Genomic DNA, 18,665 nt, shown 5'->3' on the forward strand with positions numbered 1-18,665 from the left:
TAACGGTAAGCGTAATAAGTGGTGAGTAAGTTGAATTAAAATTCGGAGTCTTTTAGTTTGACGTTAAAGTGAAACTGCAATTGACGGAGGTCTTACATCACACCTTATATTCGAAAAATACGGTATGCGAGAAAGTATGGTTTCGCTAAAAACCAGTGGGTAGTAACCCCACTGGTAAAATAAACCATTTTGTATCTGTTTTAGTCTATTTGTTTTGTTATTGTCCCAGCTATTTTTTGTAAATCATCGGTCGTATAATTATCTGAATGAACTTCCCAATTGGATGAGAAGCCGTCGTTTTTTCCGTATCGTGGAAGAAGGTGGATATGTAAGTGAAAGACGGATTGGTCCGCAGGCTTTTCATTGTTATTTAGTAAGTTCATTCCAATTGGCTGATAAGCTGCTTTAATTGCGTTGGCAATTTTTGGTACTCTGGAAAAAAGGGTAGCAGCGATCTCGGATGGGGTTTCATAAATGTTTTTTACATGTACTTTAGGGATAATTAATGTATGGCCTTTAGTAACTTGACTAATATCTAAAAAGGCGTATACATGCTCATCTTCATACACTTTGGCAGAAGGAATTTCCTGATTTACAATTTTGCAAAAAATACAATCTTCTTGACTCATTCTATCTCACCTTTCTTTTGCATATTATATCTATTGTATATACGAAGCGATGGGGTTGTAAAGCAAACCTTCAGTAATTTTTTATTTCTCATGAGCAAAGATCAATGAGCATGTAATAGATAATGATGTCCTTGCATTAGTTCATCTATGAACAATAGCGCAGAGCGCTTGTTTAGCAACGTAGCGACTGGGGTGAATCAACTAAAGTTTTAGGAATCATGCTCCTGCAACAGGAGTATGCCGACGCCTGAGCGGCAAGCCCGTTTTTAGTCGGCCTTCCTCTTAACCTCGAACCGATGATGACTTATCGTAGGGCAATTTCGTTAAGTCGCTTATTTGCCGGGCGCTTAAGCCGGACGTGGCTATTCCGTTATATCGGTACTCATAAGCCAAAATTTTTATACTTTCTTATCTATTGAAAAAACCAGCCCCGCTGAGGGACTGGCTCGTGTGAAGACGTCAAGGATAAAGGCTGCTGCTAAAGGGATATTGTAAAGTGAGTCAATGTCAGCAATTCTGCCTGATTGATATTTGTTTACAATTTCCGTTTTAGTAACTGCTTTTAGAAAGAAGCAAGCCTAATTAGTTAGTTGTGGCAGTTTTATTGCCGTTTGCCAACACCTCATTTTTGTGTTCTTTTTGAAACACAGTTAAATATCGATCGCCAACACCTCATTTGTATGAAGGTTTTTTGTTCGAAACTTAGCTCATTTCTAGTTCGAAACACGAAAAAATTTGGTTGCTTTATAACTTTTTACTATCCTTTCGTCTTCATCCAATATTCTGTACAAGCAATAGAAAATTATTCACGAGACATATTATTTTTTGGAGCTTTCCATAGCTATGGTTCCTAACTAGTGTAACGATAAATTTGTAGCGACCTCTACGGAATAGCACTAATTCTTTCCATGACCCCTTAAGTTTATCCACCACGGGAAACAGCAGTTCGCTTTTTTCTTTGTTGTCATCCCACTAAACTTCTTCACAGGACAGGGGGGCTATGTCGCAACACATTGCACGAACAGTCGTCGTGTTTTTCTTCTGCTAGTTAGCTCATTTGATATTGATTCACGAATACCAACTATATTATTTTAGTGTGGAATTTGTTGATTTACCTTTTTGATCTTCAAGCATGCATGTTTCTTACACTTTTTCTAATGATGAGCTCTGGTTGTAAGCAAATATCTTTTTGAACGTTGACTTTTTTTTGTATTTTCTCGTAGAGCTGTTTGAAGGCTGTTTCACTTAATTTTTTCACATCTTGTTTAATAGACGATAACTCGACTCCAAATAGGTAAGGATAAATCGTATTATCATAACTGATTACAGAATAATCATTTGGTATTGTTTTGTTTTGTTCATAAATACTATGAATGAAACCGAGTGCCATCATATCATTTGTAATAAATACAGCTGTCACATCTTTTTTTAATAATTCTTTTCCAGCAGCATAGCCACTTTCCTTTTTATAGTCTCCTGTTACAATATTGTATTGATGGATTGGAATGTTAAATTCTTTTAATGCACGTAAATATCCGTTTAAACGGAATTGTCCATTAACGAAACTTGAACTAGCGATACAGCCAATTTTTCGATGTCCATTTTCCAATAAATGTTTTACTGCGATATAGGCACCGTATTCATTATCAAACCAAACTTTGTCACAAGAGAGTTCAGAAAACACACGGTCGAGCAAAATATATGGGACGGGGAGCTGCTGCAATTTTTTAATTAACTCCGTCTTATTTTGCCATGATTCACTCCCAGGAATAAGAAAGATACCTTCTACAGAACGCGATAGTAATAAATCCAGTAATGCAATATCATTTTCAAATTGATCATTGGAATTAACAATGATTAATGTATAACCATGTGAGCGGCATTCCAATTCAATATTTTTTGCCAATGAAGAGAAAAAGATATTTTCAATGTCAGGTATGATTAAGCCGAATGTTTTCGTTTGCTTTGTAACAAGACTTCTTGCTATTTGGTTTGCAGTGTAGTTAAGGTCTTTGGCAATTTGCGTAATTTCATCTCTTTTCTGTTGCGAAACACGGCATGGTCTATTGTTTAATACTAATGACACTGTGCTTGGAGAGACACCCGCTTTTTTGGCAATATCTTTAATGGTTACTTTCACTATTTACATCCCCTATAAATTAATCATTTATACTTCATTTTACTAAATAAAGTTAGGAATGTCTTATTAAAGAAGTGAATCCAGATGTGCCAGTTGCGGTTCCTTGTGTTTAAGACAATATATTTATTAACCCACTTTTATAAGAAGAGGATCATTGAAAGAACGAACATGAAAATGACGCCTGCAACCATTGGAACAGAAGTGCGTTTTATAATATCTAATGGATCTACTTTTAACGTTCCTGCAATTATTAGCACAACGGGCGCTACAGGAGATACTGCTCGGAATAAATTACCTGCAAGTCCCATTGGGATGGAAATAGCTATTGGGCTAATGCCTGCTGCTTCAGCTAATGGAACCATTAAAGGTATCATTGCAAAGAATAATGCAATACCGCTGCCGCTTAGTAAGACAATTAGTGCAGTAAAAATAACTAAAATTAGTGGTAAGACAAAATTAAATCCTTCTCCATGGAAGCTTTGCATGGTTGACTGTAAGGCATCTATCAGGCCAATGGATTTTAAGCCAGTAACAAATACAGAAGCAGCAACTATTAGCGCCACAATTGGTATTGCCTTGCCCATGCCATTAAAAAACTTCTCCGTATTTTTTAACACAGCTTTATTATCTTTTTGACGAATTAATTCACAAATAACTGCAAGAATTAATGAAAATAGAACGGCAATTTCCACACTAATAGAAATTGTTATATCCGTTGTCATGTCTAAAACAAATGAAATAAGTAGGAGGACGATTGGGAAAATAGGTAACATAGCGTATACTGTTTGGAACAGTTTTCCACCCCTTATTTCTTCTACATTTTCTACTTCAATCGTTTCCTGATTGTTTGCAGTTAAAGATTTTTTATCCATCCGTCTTTGCCAAAAGTATTGGATCATGGCAATAAATAGTAACGTTGGAATAGAAACAATGGCATGATATTGAAACACGTAATCTGTCACAGATAAATCGGTAAAAGCAGCATATTTTGCAAATTCTTCCGATACCGCTACGTTATCACTACCTAATGGTGTTGGGATAATTGTAGCTGAGGTAGCAATTATTGCAGCAATACTTAACGGTGACATTCCAGCTCGTTTTAAAACTGGATATAAAGTAGCTAGTAACAAAATGGCTAATGTTGAAGCGCTTGGAATAACAAGTGAAAGCAGATTTCCTAGTAAAAATACCGTCGGTACTAGAAAATAAACAGATTTTATTTTTCCAATCGGTTTTGTTAAGACTTGTACAGTGACATCGTTAGCGCCGATGGAAGACATATATGCCGTGTAACCGCCAAGCATCAGGATAATAAGTCCTGCTTGAGTAAATGTAGCTTTGAACTGTTGAACAATAACTTGTAGCGGGTCAAGCAGTATAGAACCTGTTGGCTCAAAGTCAGTGAAAGCCACCTTATTGCCCATGCCAGCACTTATGAATATTAAAAGGATACCAATTGAAAATAACGCAACTTTAATATCCATTTTTTTTACTAACATATATACAACAGTGATAACTGCAGCAATTGCTGAACTATACATGATGATATTGTGTGTCATCGTCATTTCTCCTGTCTTATAAGTCTAGTTGCATTTTTGTAAACTTTCGAAAAACCATTGTTTGAATAATTTTTCGTCAATGTCCAGACATACGGTAACATTATTCGGTTTATTTAAATATCCTTTCAGATCGGTAACCGTACAGCCTGCAGTTAAAGAACCAGTCAGTTCAATATCTACATAAGTTTCTTCTACTGTAAACATGTTAGGATTTAGCAAATAGGCAATGGCGCAACTGTCATACATTTTTAAGCCTTTTTTCATACTACCACCGCGATATTTTTGGAATAGGTGGTAAATCATATGACCGGTTTTATTCATCGTTTTTAATTTTTCGCTGTCTTCCGGATAAACTAGCGCTTTCCACCCAACGTCTAATCCAACCATTACAATAGGTATGCCACTATGATATACAATTTTTGCCGCTTCAGGATCGGCATGGATATTGAATTCAGCCATTACTCCAGAATTCCCTCTTGTTGTAGATCCTCCCATCATTACAATTTCTTTAATATTTACTTTTACTTCAGGATACAATCTTATAAGTAAAGCGATATTAGTTAATGGTCCAATTGGAACCAAAGTAATAGGCAGATTACTTTGAATAATAGTTCTATACATTGCATTAACGGCATGCTCTTCTAGTAAAAGATTTTCGTTAGGTTCTGGAAACGCATACCCATCCATGCCTGTTTCTCCATGTACATTACTCGCATCAATGGGTTCTTTAATTAATGGTCGATCTGCACCGGCTGCAACAGGTACTTCTTTCTTGAAAAATTGTAATAGCCGTAGCGTATTATACGTCACTTTGTCAAGGCTTACATTACCTGCTACAGTGGTGATTAATTTGATATCCAACTCCTCACTGTATAAGGCTGCTGCTAGTGCTACTGCATCATCAATTCCTGGATCTGTGTCTATAATAATAGGTCGTTTATTATTATTCATGTTTCTTTTCCTCCTTAGTAAAGGTTGATTTTAATATTTGCTGTTTTGTAGGTATAGACTCTTGTGCGCCTTTTTTTGATACGGTTAAAGCTGCGGCTTTTGTTGCATATTCCATACTTTGTTTCATTGACTTACCGTGAGATAGTGAGCAAGCGAGTGCACCAATATACGTATCTCCAGCAGCAGTTGTATCAACAGTTTTAATAGATAGCCCAGGTGTGAAATGGATGGTTGGTCCTTCGCCAACCACACTTCCTTTTGCTCCTAAAGTTATCAGCACTGTATGGGCACCTTTTTGCTGGAAATATTCAATTGCTTTCTTGTATTCGCTTTCTTGGATCGGGTAAATACCGCATAAAAATTTACATTCCCACTGATTAATAATCAGTAAATCAATGTTTTGGTAGTTCGAATCAGGAATATATTTCGCTGGAGCTGGATTTAATATGGTAATGAGACCATTGTTTTTCGCAGCGCTTAATGAATATAATACTGTTTGATAATCTGTCTCAAATTGTGTTAAAAAAATATCCCCAGCATGTGCAAGCTGTTGAAATACCTCGTCTATATCATCGGGTTTAATGAGTTTATTGGCACCTCCGTCTAGAATAATTCGATTATCCCCATTATTTCTGATGATCATAGCAACACCAGTGGTTATATGAGGGGTTTTTTTTACATATTCGCAATTTACGCCATACTCTTTAAGCGTTTTTAATAGCTGTGTTCCATATAAATCGTCACCTACCCCTCCAACGATCCAAGTATTTGCGCCACTTTTAGATGCCGCTACTGTCTGGTTTGCTCCTTTCCCACCAGGGGATAGAAAAAAGTTGCTTCCTTGGATAGTTTCACCATTATTCGGTATACGATCTGTTTGGATGGAAAGGTCCATATTCATACTGCCGAATGTAATTATTCTCTTCAACACATTACCTCCTGAAAAATATAGAAAGTTGATAAAACGTTTTACCAAATTAAATATACAACGCATACATAATTAACGTCAACATTTATTTTTAATATTTATTGATTTTTTTACAAGATAAGAAACTATAAAATGAGGAGCTCGGGGATAACAAAATAACCGAATAAGCTACATCCGGCGCAAGCGCCAACAACGATGTAACTTCACGAATCGCCTTACGATAATTCATCATTGGTTGTAGCTAAGAGGAAGGTCGACTAAAAACGGGCTTGCCGCTCAGGCGTCGGCATACCCCTGGTTTTAGTGGCATGATTCCTAAAACTTTAGTTGATTCGTTCCACTCGCTACGTTGCTAAACGGGCGCCTTGCGCTTTTTTCCAAAGAAGAAGCTGGCCCCTAAGGACCAGCTCTGTGAAGGAGAGAGAGTTCATATCAGCAGCGTAAACAGGATGCTTCATACAGCATGATTTCTTTATGAAGCCGTTTACACCAATCGTTCGTTATTTCCATTTGGGAAAATATACGATTGAGATTGGATAACATCACGTCCAGAGAACAATTTTATTACAAAGAAGGGACAGTTTCCAAACAAAGATTATGTCAGAAATAGTACCTAGCTGATTGTAATTTTGCTTACTTGGACGAATAAAGAACTGCTTTCTCCTTCAAGAGTTATTGTTACCTACTTGGATAGAATTATACACGGGATTAAAATTTTTTATTCGCTGTTTTATTTACGATGAAAAGACAATTTTGTATCGTGGATTGTTAAGATTAACCGCGGGGACAAAAAAAGAATTATAATATAGCAGGTCCAAGGAAACTAATGCATTATAGCTACATTGTCGAAAAAAAGCGTACTGTTTGCTTTGTTTTTTGCATTGGACAAATGCTAAAATAAAGAGAATAGAAGAGGAGGAGCACACTGTGGAACCATTACTGCATATTGAGAGTCTTTATGGCGGATATACACATAAAAATGTGTTACAAGGAATATCTTTTACGGTTTATCCAGGTGAAATCGTCGGCTTAATTGGTCTAAATGGAGCTGGTAAGAGTACGACGATTAAGCATGTGATTGGGTTAATGCAACCTAAAAAAGGGGCTATCACGGTTAATGGCAAAACGTTTCAGGCAAATTCAGAGACGTACCGAAGTCAAATGGCTTACATACCAGAGATGCCAATTTTATATGATGAATTGACGCTTTATGAACATCTTCATTTAACGGCTATGGCTTATGATATACCGCAAGATATATTTGATAAAAGACTTGAGCCATTGTTAAAAGAGTTTCGCATGGAAAAAAAGTTAAACTGGTTTCCGGTGCATTTTTCAAAAGGAATGCGCCAAAAAGTAATGATTATGTGTGCGTTCTTAATTGAACCGCCGCTATATATCGTGGACGAGCCTTTTGTCGGTTTGGATCCCCTCGGTATTCAATCTTATTTGCAGCTGATGGACCAGATGAAACAAAAAGGCTCTGGAGTGTTGATGTCTACCCATATTTTAGCAACAGCGGAGCGATATTGTGATCGGTTTGTTATTTTGCATGATGGGACGATACGGGCAGATGGTAGCTTAGACCAATTGCGGGAAGCCTTTGCAATGCCAGGCGCTACATTAGATGATTTATATGTACAATTAACAAAGGAAGATAACCACCATGTTTAATGCCCATGTTTTTTTTAAGCAACGTTTTTCAGCGCATTTAAAAGAAACGAGTCGCTATTTACGCTATATTTTTAACGGACATATAGCTATTGCGATGTTGTTTTTTATCTCTGCCTTGGCATTTTATTATCAAAAGTGGTTACAGGAAATTCCAAATGATTTTCCTGCTGCTTGGATTATTGGTATTGTTTTTGGATGCCTAGCGAGCTACAGCCCTGTTCGAACGTTATTAAAAGAGCCTGATCTTGTTTTTCTAATTCCAGCAGAGCATAAGATGAGAGCGTATTTTCGCAATGCGCTCGTATATAGCTTTACGATCCAATTATATCTTGTATTACTAGCTGCTGCTGCATTTGGTCCGCTATATACAACTGTTTTTACAAGCCGTGCTGGAAGTGTGTATTTATTAACCATCGCTTTATTGCTCGTATTTAAATTTGCCAATCTTATTGCCAATTGGTGGATGCTCCGAGTGAGGGAACGTGATTTAAGGCTTATCGATGTAGTAGTACGAACGGTATTAAATATTGCGGTATTCTATTTTTTTATTTCTGGAAATATGCTAATGGCTGGGATAGCGACTTTGCTATTTGGGGTTGTGTTTTTATATGACTATCAAGTCTCCAGTAAACGCCCAGGGCTGTTATGGGATTTGTTAGTAGAAAAAGACCAAAGTCGTATGCAGGCATTTTATCGATTAGCAAACATGTTTGCAGATGTTCCGCATTTAAAAAGTAAAGTGAAGAAACGTCATTGGTTAGTGCGTATCTTTAGCCGAGTTCCGTTTTCAAACGCAAATACGTACGATTATTTAAATCGGATTACGTTTATTCGCAGTGGTGACTATCTTGGCATGTATGTAAGATTAGTCATTATTGGCGGACTCATTATTTATGTCATTCCGCCCCTATGGCTGAAGATTATTTTTGCCTTACTGTTCCTCTATTTAAGCAGTTTTCAAATGATGGCTTTATATCAGCATCACCGTACCATTTTGTGGCTAGATCTGTACCCGGTAGCGCTTCAGGTTCGACAGCAATCGCTGTTGAAATTAGTACTGCAGCTAAGTGTATTGCAAGTGATTTTATTTACGGCTCAGTTTGTAGTAATGGGGATTTATTTAGGTGCGATAATTACGTGTATAAGTGGTATTTGGTTTGCTGTGTTGTTTGTCCATGGATATGTGAAAAAAAGCTTGCGTAAAAGCATATGAGGAGATGCACCCTCATGTGCTTTTTACAAGTAAGACTAAGAATAAGTAATAGCATTATTACTTAGCTTGATAAGCAAAATAAGTCGTTATTAATGTTTTTGCAGCGATCGGCATGGCTTGTTCATGAAAATCAAATTTCGGATGGTGGTGTGGATATGGTTGTGCATCCTTTTGAGCGCCTGTAAAGAAGAATGCTCCTGGTTTTTTCAACAAATAGTATGCAAAATCCTCTCCAGCCATGGAAGGATTTACCTCTTCTGTCCTATTAATTTCTTTTATATTTTCGGAAATTTTCAATAATAATTCCGTCTCCTCAGCATGATTAATTAAAGGCGGATACCCTTTGACATAATCAAACGAATAGGTAGCCTGATTACTTATGCATATCCCTTTAATCAATGCTTCCATTTCAGCTATGATTTTATCCTGCAATAAAGGATTGACGTAGCGAACCGTTCCAACGAGTCTTGCTTTATCTGCAATCACATTAAATGCTTCCCCTGCTTCAAAAATACCTACCGTTACAACAGCTGTATCTAATGGGTCGATTCTTCGGCTGACGATTTGCTGCAACTGTGAAATAAGCTGTGAGCCAATCACGATTGCATCCTTTGTTTCATGCGGATACGCACCGTGCCCGCCTTTTCCTTGAATTTCTATTTCAAAACGATCAGCGCCCGCCATGAAAGCATCTTTGGAGGTTTGTAATACGCCAAGAGGTATTGTCGCCCATAAGTGTGTGCCAAATACGGCGTCGACATGGTCGATAGCACCTGAATCAACGATAGGTTTTGCTCCACCTGGGGCATATTCTTCTGCATGCTGATGTATAAAAACAACCGTCCCAGGCAAATCTTGCTGGTATGCTTTTAAAGCTTTCGCTAAAACTAGCAGGGTAGCTGTGTGCCCGTCGTGCCCGCATGCATGCATCACACCGTCTATCTTTGAACGGTAGGGAACGTCTTTTTCATCTTGTATTGGAAGGGCATCAAAATCGGCCCGCAAAGCAATGATTTTTCCTGGTTTTGTGCCTTTTAGCGTTGCAATGACACCATTTCCCCCAACATTAGTTTCATATGGTAATCCTAGTTCTTCATAATAATTGGCAATATAAGCAGCTGTTTTTGTTTCCTGAAACGAGAGTTCAGGGTATTGATGAAGATGTCTGCGAATTTGTACCATTTCTTCATAAAGCTCCTCGATGGACTGATGAATTTGCTCTAACACAGCAAGAACCTCCTGATGTTTTAGTTGTTATTATAACATTAGCAGGTTATGAAAAGAATATATATTTTGAAATATAAGACAAAAACATGCGAGAATGGTGTTTGTATAAAGATGATCTTTAGGTGATGATCATGAAAAAAAGCTTGTAGAGAAAAATGTCTCTACAAGCTAATCATCTCAGTTAGTTAATAATGAGTAATTATTTCACTTTAAGCAAATCGGGGGTCAGCTAGAAGTCGTTCAATTTCTTCTTTATGATGGGTTTCATCAGCAATGAGGTCCTCCAGTTTCACTACAAGCTCGGTATAGCCTAAGTTTTCTGCTTGTTTTTTCCTTTCCTCATAGCGTTTGATTGTATCTGTTTCAGCTTGTAAGGTAGCTTGTAATAGATCCTTGACATCAGTTGGTTGCGGTATTTCAGCTGCTTTGGTTGTAGGTGTACCACCTAATGAGCTGATTTTTTCCGATAAATATAAAGCATGTCCTAACTCATCGTTTATTTCTGCCTCAAAAAAAGGCTTTAGTGCAGAACGGTATAATCCACTTACTACTGAGGCACTGTACGTATATTGAATAGCTGCGCCATATTCATGTGCTAAGTCTTCATTTAATCCGTCAATTAATGCTTGAAGTTCTTTATCCATTTGTTATTCCATCCTTTCGTAAACTATTTTTGGCTCCATTTATTTAATTCCCTGCTTTGTTTTTTTAAAACCTAAATTCGGGTAAGATGAAAGAAAAAAGTTAAACTGATCGGAGGGGCTTATGCCATGAAAAATAGGACAAGTTATTTGTATGGATTGATCTTTATGGGGGGGATAGTTTTAACCTTACTTTGGATGTATAAATTAGTGAATCAAACGGTTCCCTATGTCGATCAATGGACACGAGACTTAGTTAGCAGATTAGATAATACGGCAGTTTACACTATGTTTCGCTGGATAACAGAACTAGGATCATCCACATTTACGATCCCGTTTGTCATTGTGATGGCGATCGTTTTTTGGTGGTTGTACCGCAATATGTTACCTGCACTTATTTTTAGCCTAGGGACACTTTTTACGCACTATTTTAATGTGGCGATTAAACAGCTCGTAGAAAGGGAAAGGCCTAGTATTTTAATTGCAGCAAACGCGGAAGGACATAGCTTTCCTTCGGGTCATGCCATGATTTCAATGGTTTGTTACGGTTTAGTAGCATTTTTTCTTTCCAAGCGACTAAAAGGGACGGTGAAGAAACAGCTTGTCCAAGCCTTTTTTGCAGGCTTGATTGTATTGATTGGTATGAGCCGTTACATCATCAATGTTCACTATTTAACTGACGTGCTGGCAGGGTTTTTTATTGGTTTTTTATGCTTGTTCGGCTTAGTAAGGCTTTACCAGTGGTTAGCAGACAAGCAGACTTCTCCGTCTAGGGGCTGAGAAAAAAGCAGTCCCTAGGTGGTTCTCCTCTTTTTCCAATACGATAAGATATATATAGACGTGAACAATTTGATAATTAGCATGTGGTATGAAGTGCATGGCTGAAAAATCAAATGAAACTGTTTAAACATGAATATATATTTTGGAGAGGAGACATTCTAAATGGAAGCAATGTCGCAAACAAGGCAGGGGAGCCCTGTTTTGAAAAACAGGAATTTTTTGTTGTTATTCATCGGTTCTGTTTTTTCTGCGCCCGGGTATTATATCTATTTAATCGCAGCGGAGTGGTTAATGTTAACATTAAGTGAAAATCGGGTTTATTTTGGAATGCTGTTTTTCGCAGCTTCTGTTCCAAGATTACTATTATTGGCGGTTGGTGGAGTTGTTGCTGATCGATTTAATAAACGGACCATTTTGTTTCTAGCCGATTTGCTGCGAGCTTTATTAATTGCTGCGCTCTTATTATTTCTTTATTTAGATGTTGTAACCGCATGGCATTTAATCATATTGGCAACATTGTTTGGAGTTGCCGACGCGTTTAGTTACCCGGTTACGAATTCGATGACACCGTTATTATTGGAAGAAGACCAGTTACAACAAGGAAATTCACTCATTCAAATGACAATGCAAATAAGCCCTATCTTAGGCCCTGCTTTAGGTGGGACATTAATAGCCATATTAGGTTTTCAAGGTGTTTTTTCTGTGGCTTGTGTTATGCTATTGATAGGTGCTTTGACTGTGCTTTTTATTCAACTAAAGCAGGGGAACGAAGGAAGAAGAGATCATTCCCCGTGGACTGAATTAAAGGAAGGCTTAGCGTATGTACGTCAAAGTGAATTTATCATGGCAATTATGTTTATTGCTTTTTTTATTAATTTTTTCTTCTCGGGTCCTTTTTCCATAGGGATGCCAATTATTGTAAAGGATGTTTTTGAGGGAAGTGCTATTAGCTTGGCAACGATCCAAACAGCAATGGGGTTCGGTGCGATGGTTGGAGCAATTCTTTTAGCAGTGAGAAAAATAGCGAACTACAGAAAGGTTATATTATCCAGTTTATTGGTGGTTGGCTGCCTCTACACGTTTACTGGAATATCATCGCATCTGTATATTAGTGCTATTTTAGTATTAATTATGGCTGCTTTATTGCAATTCGTTAACATTCCGATTTTTACTATTTTGCAAAAAACAGTAGATAAAAGCATGTTAGGGAGAATAATGGGGCTCTTAGTGACGGTATCTACAGGTTTAATTCCAGTTTCTTATGTCGTAACTTCTACGTTAATCGCATTAGGTGTAGATATACGGTATATTATGATCGGAGGTGGGATTTTTATTGTTATTATAGCTATTATAAGTTTTAAATTTAAGCGTCTTCGTACTCTTGGAATGTCATAGAGGTGATATATATATGAAAGATTTAATTCGATGGTTTATCGCAGTTTCTATCATCGGAATTGGTGTTATACTTGTCCTGTTTAATCTAGGAGTAATTGCTTTTGATGCATACCAGATATGGATTTACCTATATCCTGTTTTCTTCGTACTTGTTGGCGGGAAGTGGCTTATCCAATATATACGTAAAAAGGGCGGAAGCTGGGTAGTAGGTTCGTTTCTGCTTTTGTTTGGCTTGCTGCTGTTGTTTGATAGATTTGAAGTATTGTCATTTGGCTTTTTTGACGTATGGAAGCTATGGCCGTTATTGATTATCTACATTGGCGTTCAATTTTTAAAACGAGATAAACGTTTTTTATCTGTAAATTGGCGGAAAGAAGATCAAATAGATATGGATGATATTTTTTCTAAGTTTTCCATTGGGACCTATGAATATACGAGACCTAATTGGAGAGTGGAGCCGACGAAACTCAGTTCGCTGTTTGGAGATTTCTATTTAGATCTCTCCAAAGCGTTTATTCCTGAACAGGAAATCCCATTTAGTATCCGCTCATTAGCAGGAGATGTGACCATCTTAATACCTGAGCATATACCTTTTCGGATCCAAGCAATGGTAAGAGCAGGAGAAATTGAGGTAGTAGGACAACGTGCAGAGGGGATCCATCGGACGCTTTCGTATCAAAGTGAGGACTATGAATATGCTGTGCGAAAAATTGATTTTACCGTTAAACTTGAAGCTGGATCGATTCGCATCGATCAAGTGTAGAGGGGGAGCATGGATGAATCATCGTTTTGCTAGTATTCGGTATAGCTATATTCGATCCCAATTATATGGCATGTTTCTATCATTTATCGTCTTACTTGCTACGTTGTTGACAATATATGTTTTGTTGGAACCGACCTGGTTAACCATTAAGGGGATTTTTTTATTTATGTTTCTTTATGTTTTAGTTGGACTGATCGTTTCTATTTATGCGGGTTTTAAATCTGGAGGTGATTTGAAATATCGATTTGATTATTTATCGACACAAATTACTCAATTTGCAAATGGAAACTATCAATCACGGTTACATTTTCAAGAAGGCGATGAGATTACGAGAGTAGCTAATGAGATGAATGCATTAGGAGAAGCGCTGCAAGATCAAGTGAAGTCTTTGCAGCGAATGGCTGATGAAAGAGCTGATATGGCTAAAAACTCTTATAAGACTGCCGTAATGGAAGAAAGACAGCGCATTGCAAGGGACTTACATGATGCTGTCAGTCAACAATTATTTGCACTTGGTATGTTTTCTGAAGCGGCAATTAAACAATTGGATGAAGCTCCCGAATTAGCAAAGAAACAAATGATGGAGGTATCAAAAGCGGCATTACAATCGCAAACAGAAATGCGTGCGTTATTATTGCATTTACGTCCCGTTTATTTATCAGGTGAGCCATTAGATAAGGGAATTATTAAACTAGTAAATGAGTTACAACAAAAAAGCCATATCGATTTTCAATTATTACTACCCGATAACCTGAATATTACGGAGACAATTGAAGAACATGTATTTCGTATTGTGCAGGAGGCACTTGCAAATATTTTACGTCATTCCAATGCGTCCAACGTAGTCATCCAGATTTCTAAACGTTCGGATGAGTTGTTGCTTCATATTAGTGATAATGGAAATGGGTTTAATGTGGACGAAGAAAGAAAAGTATCTTATGGATTAAAAACAATGAAGGAACGTAGTGAGGAATTAGGGGGGGCGTTTCGAATACGTTCCATTGAACAAGAAGGGACATATGTCGATATTCGTATACCTTGTTAGAGGAGAGAAAGAATATGATTCAGGTAATCGTCGTTGATGATCATGAGATTGTAAGAAAAGGAATCGTTGCCTATTTGCACACAGATAAAGAAATTGAAGTAATCGGACAAGCGGCAAATGGGAAGGAAGGAGCTAGAATCAGTTTACAACATCGTCCAGATGTCGTTTTAATGGATTTAATTATGGAAGAGGGAAACGGAATAGAGGCAACTGCTCAAATTATGCAGCAATATCCAGAGTGTAGAGTTATCATTTTAACGAGCTTTTATGATGACGAGCAAATATTCCCTGCACTGGAGGCCGGGGCATTTAGTTATCTATTAAAAACCTCCACAGCTACCGAAATTACCGAGGCAATTAAAAAAGCTTATCAAGGAGAAGCAGTGATTGAACCAAAAGTAGCTGGGAAATGGATGAGCAATTTTCGCACAGGCGAGAAAAAGCCTCATGAATATTTAACAGACCGAGAATTTGAAGTTTTATTATGTATTGGAAATGGATTAACGAATCAGGAAATAAGTGAGCGATTATATATTGGGATTAAAACAGTAAAAACCCATGTGAGTAATATATTGTCAAAGCTTGAAGTAAATGATCGCACACAAGCAGCTGTTTATGTACATCGCAATCGGTTGTTTCATGTTAAATGAGCATACATCATTATTTTTCGGATTCCTTTATCTCTGCTTGGTAGTGTAAATATATAGTAAGTAAATGGCTTCAACTGGAATGTGGACAAATTTTCCTCTTTGCTATTCTCCGTTTGTATTTGTATAATACTATTAAAACAATAAGGGGAATCCTACTATAAGGTGCTGTAAGACTTAGAAAATCCTGTTATCCAAGTCTAGCGGTCTAAGCGGTAGATCAAGCCCTACTTCGTAAGCGACTTTTAGTTACACCCTTGTGATATTTAACAACAAATAGGTATGAAGGAAACCATTACTGACCTGAAGATCCACTTTATTGTCGCATAGAACGATCATTTTTGAAGAAAGGATATATCCATGGTGAAACTATCGAAAAAGGAAGAAAATCTACTACTGCTTATTTGGGCACAAGCTTTTGTTGCTTTACTTGGAAGTTTATTTTTTTCTGAAGTAATGGGGTACCCGCCCTGTGAGTTATGCTGGATACAACGAATATTGATGTATCCACTTGTCATCATTTATGGAGTAGCAGTGTTTAAAAGAGATGTATCTATGGTACTTCCGGGTTTAATTCTGAGCGGCATTGGGATGTTTGTGTCGACTTATCATTATCTTGTGCAAAAGCTTCCGGCGTTAAAGGAGGCAGGGGGGGCGTGCGGTGTCGTACCGTGCAATGTCACCTATATTAATCTGTTAGACTTTATCACGATACCCTTTTTAGCGGGAACAGCATTTATCATTATCTTTGTGTTGCATGTTCGTTTAATTCGTACATCTAAAACAAGGAATTAAGTAAAATTCTTCTATCTTTTAGAGTGAAAATTAAATAAAATTAGCAGAATGATTTACTAGAGAAAATGAGTAATATATAATGTCTTAGAACCTCTTCTCAAAAGGAGCTGAAATCATGGGCAAAAAAATAACTATTTTTATAGGTGTCATTGTTATTTTATTTGCAGGCTTATATTTTGTTATCGATTATAAAAATAAGCAAGCAGTTGAGGATAATAACAATCCATATGGAGATAAAGAACTGCACCAAGGTACGATTGACCAATTAGATGATCCAAACTATCAAAATCAAATGATGCCAGATGAGCTAAAAGAAAAAGTAGACAGTGGCGATCCGGTAACCGTTTATTTTTACGATCCATTATGCTCTCATTGTCAGGCAACAACTCCATATCTTGTTCCGTTAGCAGAAGATAATGAGATTGATATGAAAAAAATGAATTTACGAGAATTTAAAGACCAATGGAATGTTTATGCTATTGATTCCACACCTACTTTAGTCCACTTTGAAGACGGCAAAGAGGTATCTCGCATTGTCGGTGATCAGGGAGAGGCTAACTTTCAGGCTTTCTTTGACGAGTATATAAAAAAATAGAACGATGAAGGAAAGAAGCCAAAAGGCCAGCTACTAAATAAGTTGGCTTTTCCTTTATCTAAAATATGTCAGAATATTGCTTCGGTTTGTCGGGATATGGATTAGGGCTAAAAGGTATAAAGCCATGATGATAGTGGAGAAAAAAGGGGGGATTTTTTGTTCTATGCATTTTATTGTCGTAGTTACCAGCACATGATGAGATTCGCTAGCAAACTTTTAAAATGGCGTACCCCAACAGTGATTACGGGAAAAAATAGTTTGCAAGAGTTACCTGAGTTGTTATTACAAAAGGGACATAAGCGAATTCTAATGGTAACAGATAAAGGGATTCGTGAAGCAGGTTTACTCGATCAACTATGCAGCTATCTACAAGGAGCAAACATTCATTATGTCATCTATGATAAGACGATTTCTAATCCTACTATTAAGAATATTGAGGAAGCGCTCTCTGCTTTTCGGGATCAACAATGTGAAGCGATAATTGCTTTGGGTGGCGGTTCTGTCATGGATTGTGCGAAAATAGTTGGCGCTAGATATGCGAGAAATAAACCAATTCCAAAGATGAAGGGACAATTAAAGGTTCGAACCGAAACTCCATCATTATACGCCATCCCCACTACTGCTGGATCTGGAAGTGAAGGAACGTTGGCGGCTGTTGTCAGTAATCCCGATACTTCTGAAAAGTATGCTATCAATGACCCTGTACTTATTCCTAACTATGCTTTACTGGACCCTCAACTACTTGTTAAGCTTCCTCCCATAATAACAGCAACGACTGGGATGGACGCTTTAACTCATGCCATTGAAGCATTTATTGGCAAGAGCAATACAAAGGAAACGAGGGCTTGGAGCAAAGAAGCAGTTAAATTAATTTTTGAAAATCTAGAACGAAGCTACACAAACGGAGATGACTTAAAAGCGCGAGAAAACATGCAATTCGCTGCCTATTTAGCTGGAATTGCTTTTACTCGTGCATATGTTGGTTATGTACACGCTATTGCTCATACGTTTGGTGGTTTTTATCAAGTGCCTCATGGGCTGGCAAATGCAATTATATTACCATATGTTCTGGAATATTACGACACGGAAGTTTATAATTCATTAGCAGAACTAACCGATGTTGTTTCTCCAAGGAACAGCTTAAACAGTAGCAAGCAAAAAGCGCTATGGTTTATTAACGAAATAAAGCGAATGAATCGTGCCATGCATATCCCAGAGAAACTAGCTGCAATAGATCAAGAAGTTATTCCAAAGATGGTTGAAAGGACATTACAGGAAGCAAATCCACTATACCCTGTCCCAAAAATATTAACAAAGCAAGATATGTACTATCTTTATAAGCAAATGATTGCTTTGAATGAATAACGAGATGAACCATAACTAGAGTGCCAGTTTAGAACGAAACTAACAGAAAAATCTTCCCATCGGAAAATCCGAACTAATTGAAATGCTAAGAAAAACGAAGAAAACAAGAGAAAACGTTAGTATATAGAGGGAGTATAAAATTTATTACTTTGGCATAACGAAATAACCGATTAAGCCACGTCTGGCGCAAGCGCCCAGCAACTAGGCGACTTCACGAAATCACCTTCCGATAAGTCATCATTGGTTCGTGCCTCACCATGATTCCTTTATCTCACTTGATTCGTTCCACTCGCTACGTTGCTAAACGGGCGCTTGCGC

17 protein-coding genes are annotated in these 18,665 nt (G+C 37.4%); 10 read left to right on the forward strand and 7 right to left on the reverse strand.

All coding sequences use genetic code 11. The features are described 5' to 3' along the window. Positions 1-200: 200 nt before the first annotated feature. The 5 genes from D1839_RS06595 to rbsK all read right to left on the reverse strand — a co-directional run bounded on the left by D1839_RS06595 (position 201) and on the right by rbsK (position 6,207). Complete coding sequence (locus tag D1839_RS06595) at positions 201-629, reverse strand: HIT family protein (RefSeq protein WP_120378768.1); 429 nt, start codon at positions 627-629, stop codon at positions 201-203. Between the two features lie 1,126 nt (positions 630-1,755). Next, a complete protein-coding gene (locus D1839_RS06600; protein ID WP_120378769.1) occupies positions 1,756-2,769 on the reverse strand; it encodes a LacI family DNA-binding transcriptional regulator in 1,014 nt (337 codons plus the stop codon). Positions 2,770-2,906: 137 nt separating this feature from the next. Further along, complete coding sequence (gene dcuC / locus D1839_RS06605) at positions 2,907-4,328, reverse strand: C4-dicarboxylate transporter DcuC (protein ID WP_120378770.1); 1,422 nt, start codon at positions 4,326-4,328, stop codon at positions 2,907-2,909. Between the two features lie 24 nt (positions 4,329-4,352). Continuing rightward, positions 4,353-5,279, reverse strand: a complete 927-nt coding sequence (rihC, locus tag D1839_RS06610; protein ID WP_120378771.1) for a ribonucleoside hydrolase RihC — start codon at positions 5,277-5,279, stop codon at positions 4,353-4,355. After that, positions 5,272-6,207 carry a ribokinase gene (rbsK, locus tag D1839_RS06615; protein ID WP_158589602.1) on the reverse strand — a complete coding sequence of 312 codons (936 nt, stop codon included), beginning with the start codon at positions 6,205-6,207 and terminating at the stop codon, positions 5,272-5,274. Before rbsK ends, rihC begins: the two co-directional genes overlap by 8 nt. Positions 6,208-7,134: 927 nt before the next feature. Between rbsK and D1839_RS06620 the strand changes: the two genes are divergently transcribed. Both D1839_RS06620 and D1839_RS06625 read left to right on the forward strand, forming a co-directional pair. Beyond that, a complete protein-coding gene (locus D1839_RS06620; RefSeq protein WP_120378773.1) occupies positions 7,135-7,881 on the forward strand; it encodes an ABC transporter ATP-binding protein in 747 nt (248 codons plus the stop codon). Next, entirely contained in the window at positions 7,874-9,094 is a 1,221-nt protein-coding gene (locus D1839_RS06625) for an ABC transporter permease (protein WP_120378774.1), read from the forward strand. Before D1839_RS06620 ends, D1839_RS06625 begins: the two co-directional genes overlap by 8 nt. A 57-nt stretch (positions 9,095-9,151) precedes the next feature. Here D1839_RS06625 and D1839_RS06630 read toward each other — a convergent pair whose 3' ends face one another. Together D1839_RS06630 and D1839_RS06635 are read right to left on the reverse strand one after the other, a co-directional pair. Further along, entirely contained in the window at positions 9,152-10,321 is a 1,170-nt protein-coding gene (locus tag D1839_RS06630; RefSeq protein ID WP_120378775.1) for a M20 metallopeptidase family protein, read from the reverse strand. 209 nt (positions 10,322-10,530) lie between these two features. After that, positions 10,531-10,965, reverse strand: a complete 435-nt coding sequence (locus D1839_RS06635) for a ferritin-like domain-containing protein (protein ID WP_120378776.1) — start codon at positions 10,963-10,965, stop codon at positions 10,531-10,533. 126 nt (positions 10,966-11,091) lie between these two features. Between D1839_RS06635 and D1839_RS06640 the strand changes: the two genes are divergently transcribed. The 8 genes from D1839_RS06640 to D1839_RS06675 all read left to right on the forward strand — a co-directional run bounded on the left by D1839_RS06640 (position 11,092) and on the right by D1839_RS06675 (position 18,347). Then, positions 11,092-11,742 (forward strand): phosphatase PAP2 family protein, encoded by a 651-nt coding sequence (locus D1839_RS06640; protein WP_120378777.1) that lies wholly within the window; start codon positions 11,092-11,094, stop codon positions 11,740-11,742. 162 nt (positions 11,743-11,904) lie between these two features. Further along, on the forward strand, positions 11,905-13,137 hold the full coding sequence (locus D1839_RS06645; RefSeq protein WP_120378778.1) for an MFS transporter: 1,233 nt from the start codon (positions 11,905-11,907) through the stop codon (positions 13,135-13,137). 13 nt (positions 13,138-13,150) lie between these two features. After that, complete coding sequence (gene liaF / locus D1839_RS06650; protein ID WP_120378779.1) at positions 13,151-13,900, forward strand: cell wall-active antibiotics response protein LiaF; 750 nt, start codon at positions 13,151-13,153, stop codon at positions 13,898-13,900. A 13-nt stretch (positions 13,901-13,913) separates the two neighbouring features. Then, positions 13,914-14,945: a sensor histidine kinase gene (locus D1839_RS06655; protein WP_120378780.1), complete on the forward strand. Its 1,032-nt coding sequence runs from the start codon at positions 13,914-13,916 to the stop codon at positions 14,943-14,945. A gap of 14 nt (positions 14,946-14,959) precedes the next feature. Further along, complete coding sequence (locus tag D1839_RS06660; protein WP_120378781.1) at positions 14,960-15,595, forward strand: response regulator transcription factor; 636 nt, start codon at positions 14,960-14,962, stop codon at positions 15,593-15,595. Positions 15,596-15,955: 360 nt separating this feature from the next. Next, positions 15,956-16,387 carry a disulfide oxidoreductase gene (locus D1839_RS06665; RefSeq protein ID WP_199689950.1) on the forward strand — a complete coding sequence of 144 codons (432 nt, stop codon included), beginning with the start codon at positions 15,956-15,958 and terminating at the stop codon, positions 16,385-16,387. A gap of 115 nt (positions 16,388-16,502) precedes the next feature. Then, entirely contained in the window at positions 16,503-16,982 is a 480-nt protein-coding gene (locus D1839_RS06670) for a thioredoxin family protein (RefSeq protein ID WP_120378783.1), read from the forward strand. 156 nt (positions 16,983-17,138) lie between these two features. Next, positions 17,139-18,347 (forward strand): iron-containing alcohol dehydrogenase, encoded by a 1,209-nt coding sequence (locus tag D1839_RS06675; protein ID WP_330585438.1) that lies wholly within the window; start codon positions 17,139-17,141, stop codon positions 18,345-18,347. Positions 18,348-18,665 lie beyond the last annotated feature (318 nt).

The organism is Roseburia sp. 1XD42-34, assembly GCF_009917385.1.
Classification (GTDB): domain Bacteria; phylum Bacillota; class Bacilli; order Bacillales; family Amphibacillaceae; genus Virgibacillus.

Coding starts and splice junctions, on each gene's coding strand:
- D1839_RS06595 (WP_120378768.1), bottom strand. CDS start 629: ATGAGTCAAGAAGATTGTATTTTTTGCAAAATTGTAAATCAGGAAATT.
- dcuC (WP_120378770.1), bottom strand. CDS start 4,328: ATGACACACAATATCATCATGTATAGTTCAGCAATTGCTGCAGTTATC.
- rihC (WP_120378771.1), bottom strand. CDS start 5,279: ATGAATAATAATAAACGACCTATTATTATAGACACAGATCCAGGAATT.
- D1839_RS06625 (WP_120378774.1), top strand. CDS start 7,874: ATGTTTAATGCCCATGTTTTTTTTAAGCAACGTTTTTCAGCGCATTTA.
- D1839_RS06635 (WP_120378776.1), bottom strand. CDS start 10,965: ATGGATAAAGAACTTCAAGCATTAATTGACGGATTAAATGAAGACTTA.
- D1839_RS06640 (WP_120378777.1), top strand. CDS start 11,092: ATGAAAAATAGGACAAGTTATTTGTATGGATTGATCTTTATGGGGGGG.
- D1839_RS06645 (WP_120378778.1), top strand. CDS start 11,905: ATGGAAGCAATGTCGCAAACAAGGCAGGGGAGCCCTGTTTTGAAAAAC.
- liaF (WP_120378779.1), top strand. CDS start 13,151: ATGAAAGATTTAATTCGATGGTTTATCGCAGTTTCTATCATCGGAATT.
- D1839_RS06655 (WP_120378780.1), top strand. CDS start 13,914: ATGAATCATCGTTTTGCTAGTATTCGGTATAGCTATATTCGATCCCAA.
- D1839_RS06660 (WP_120378781.1), top strand. CDS start 14,960: ATGATTCAGGTAATCGTCGTTGATGATCATGAGATTGTAAGAAAAGGA.
- D1839_RS06670 (WP_120378783.1), top strand. CDS start 16,503: ATGGGCAAAAAAATAACTATTTTTATAGGTGTCATTGTTATTTTATTT.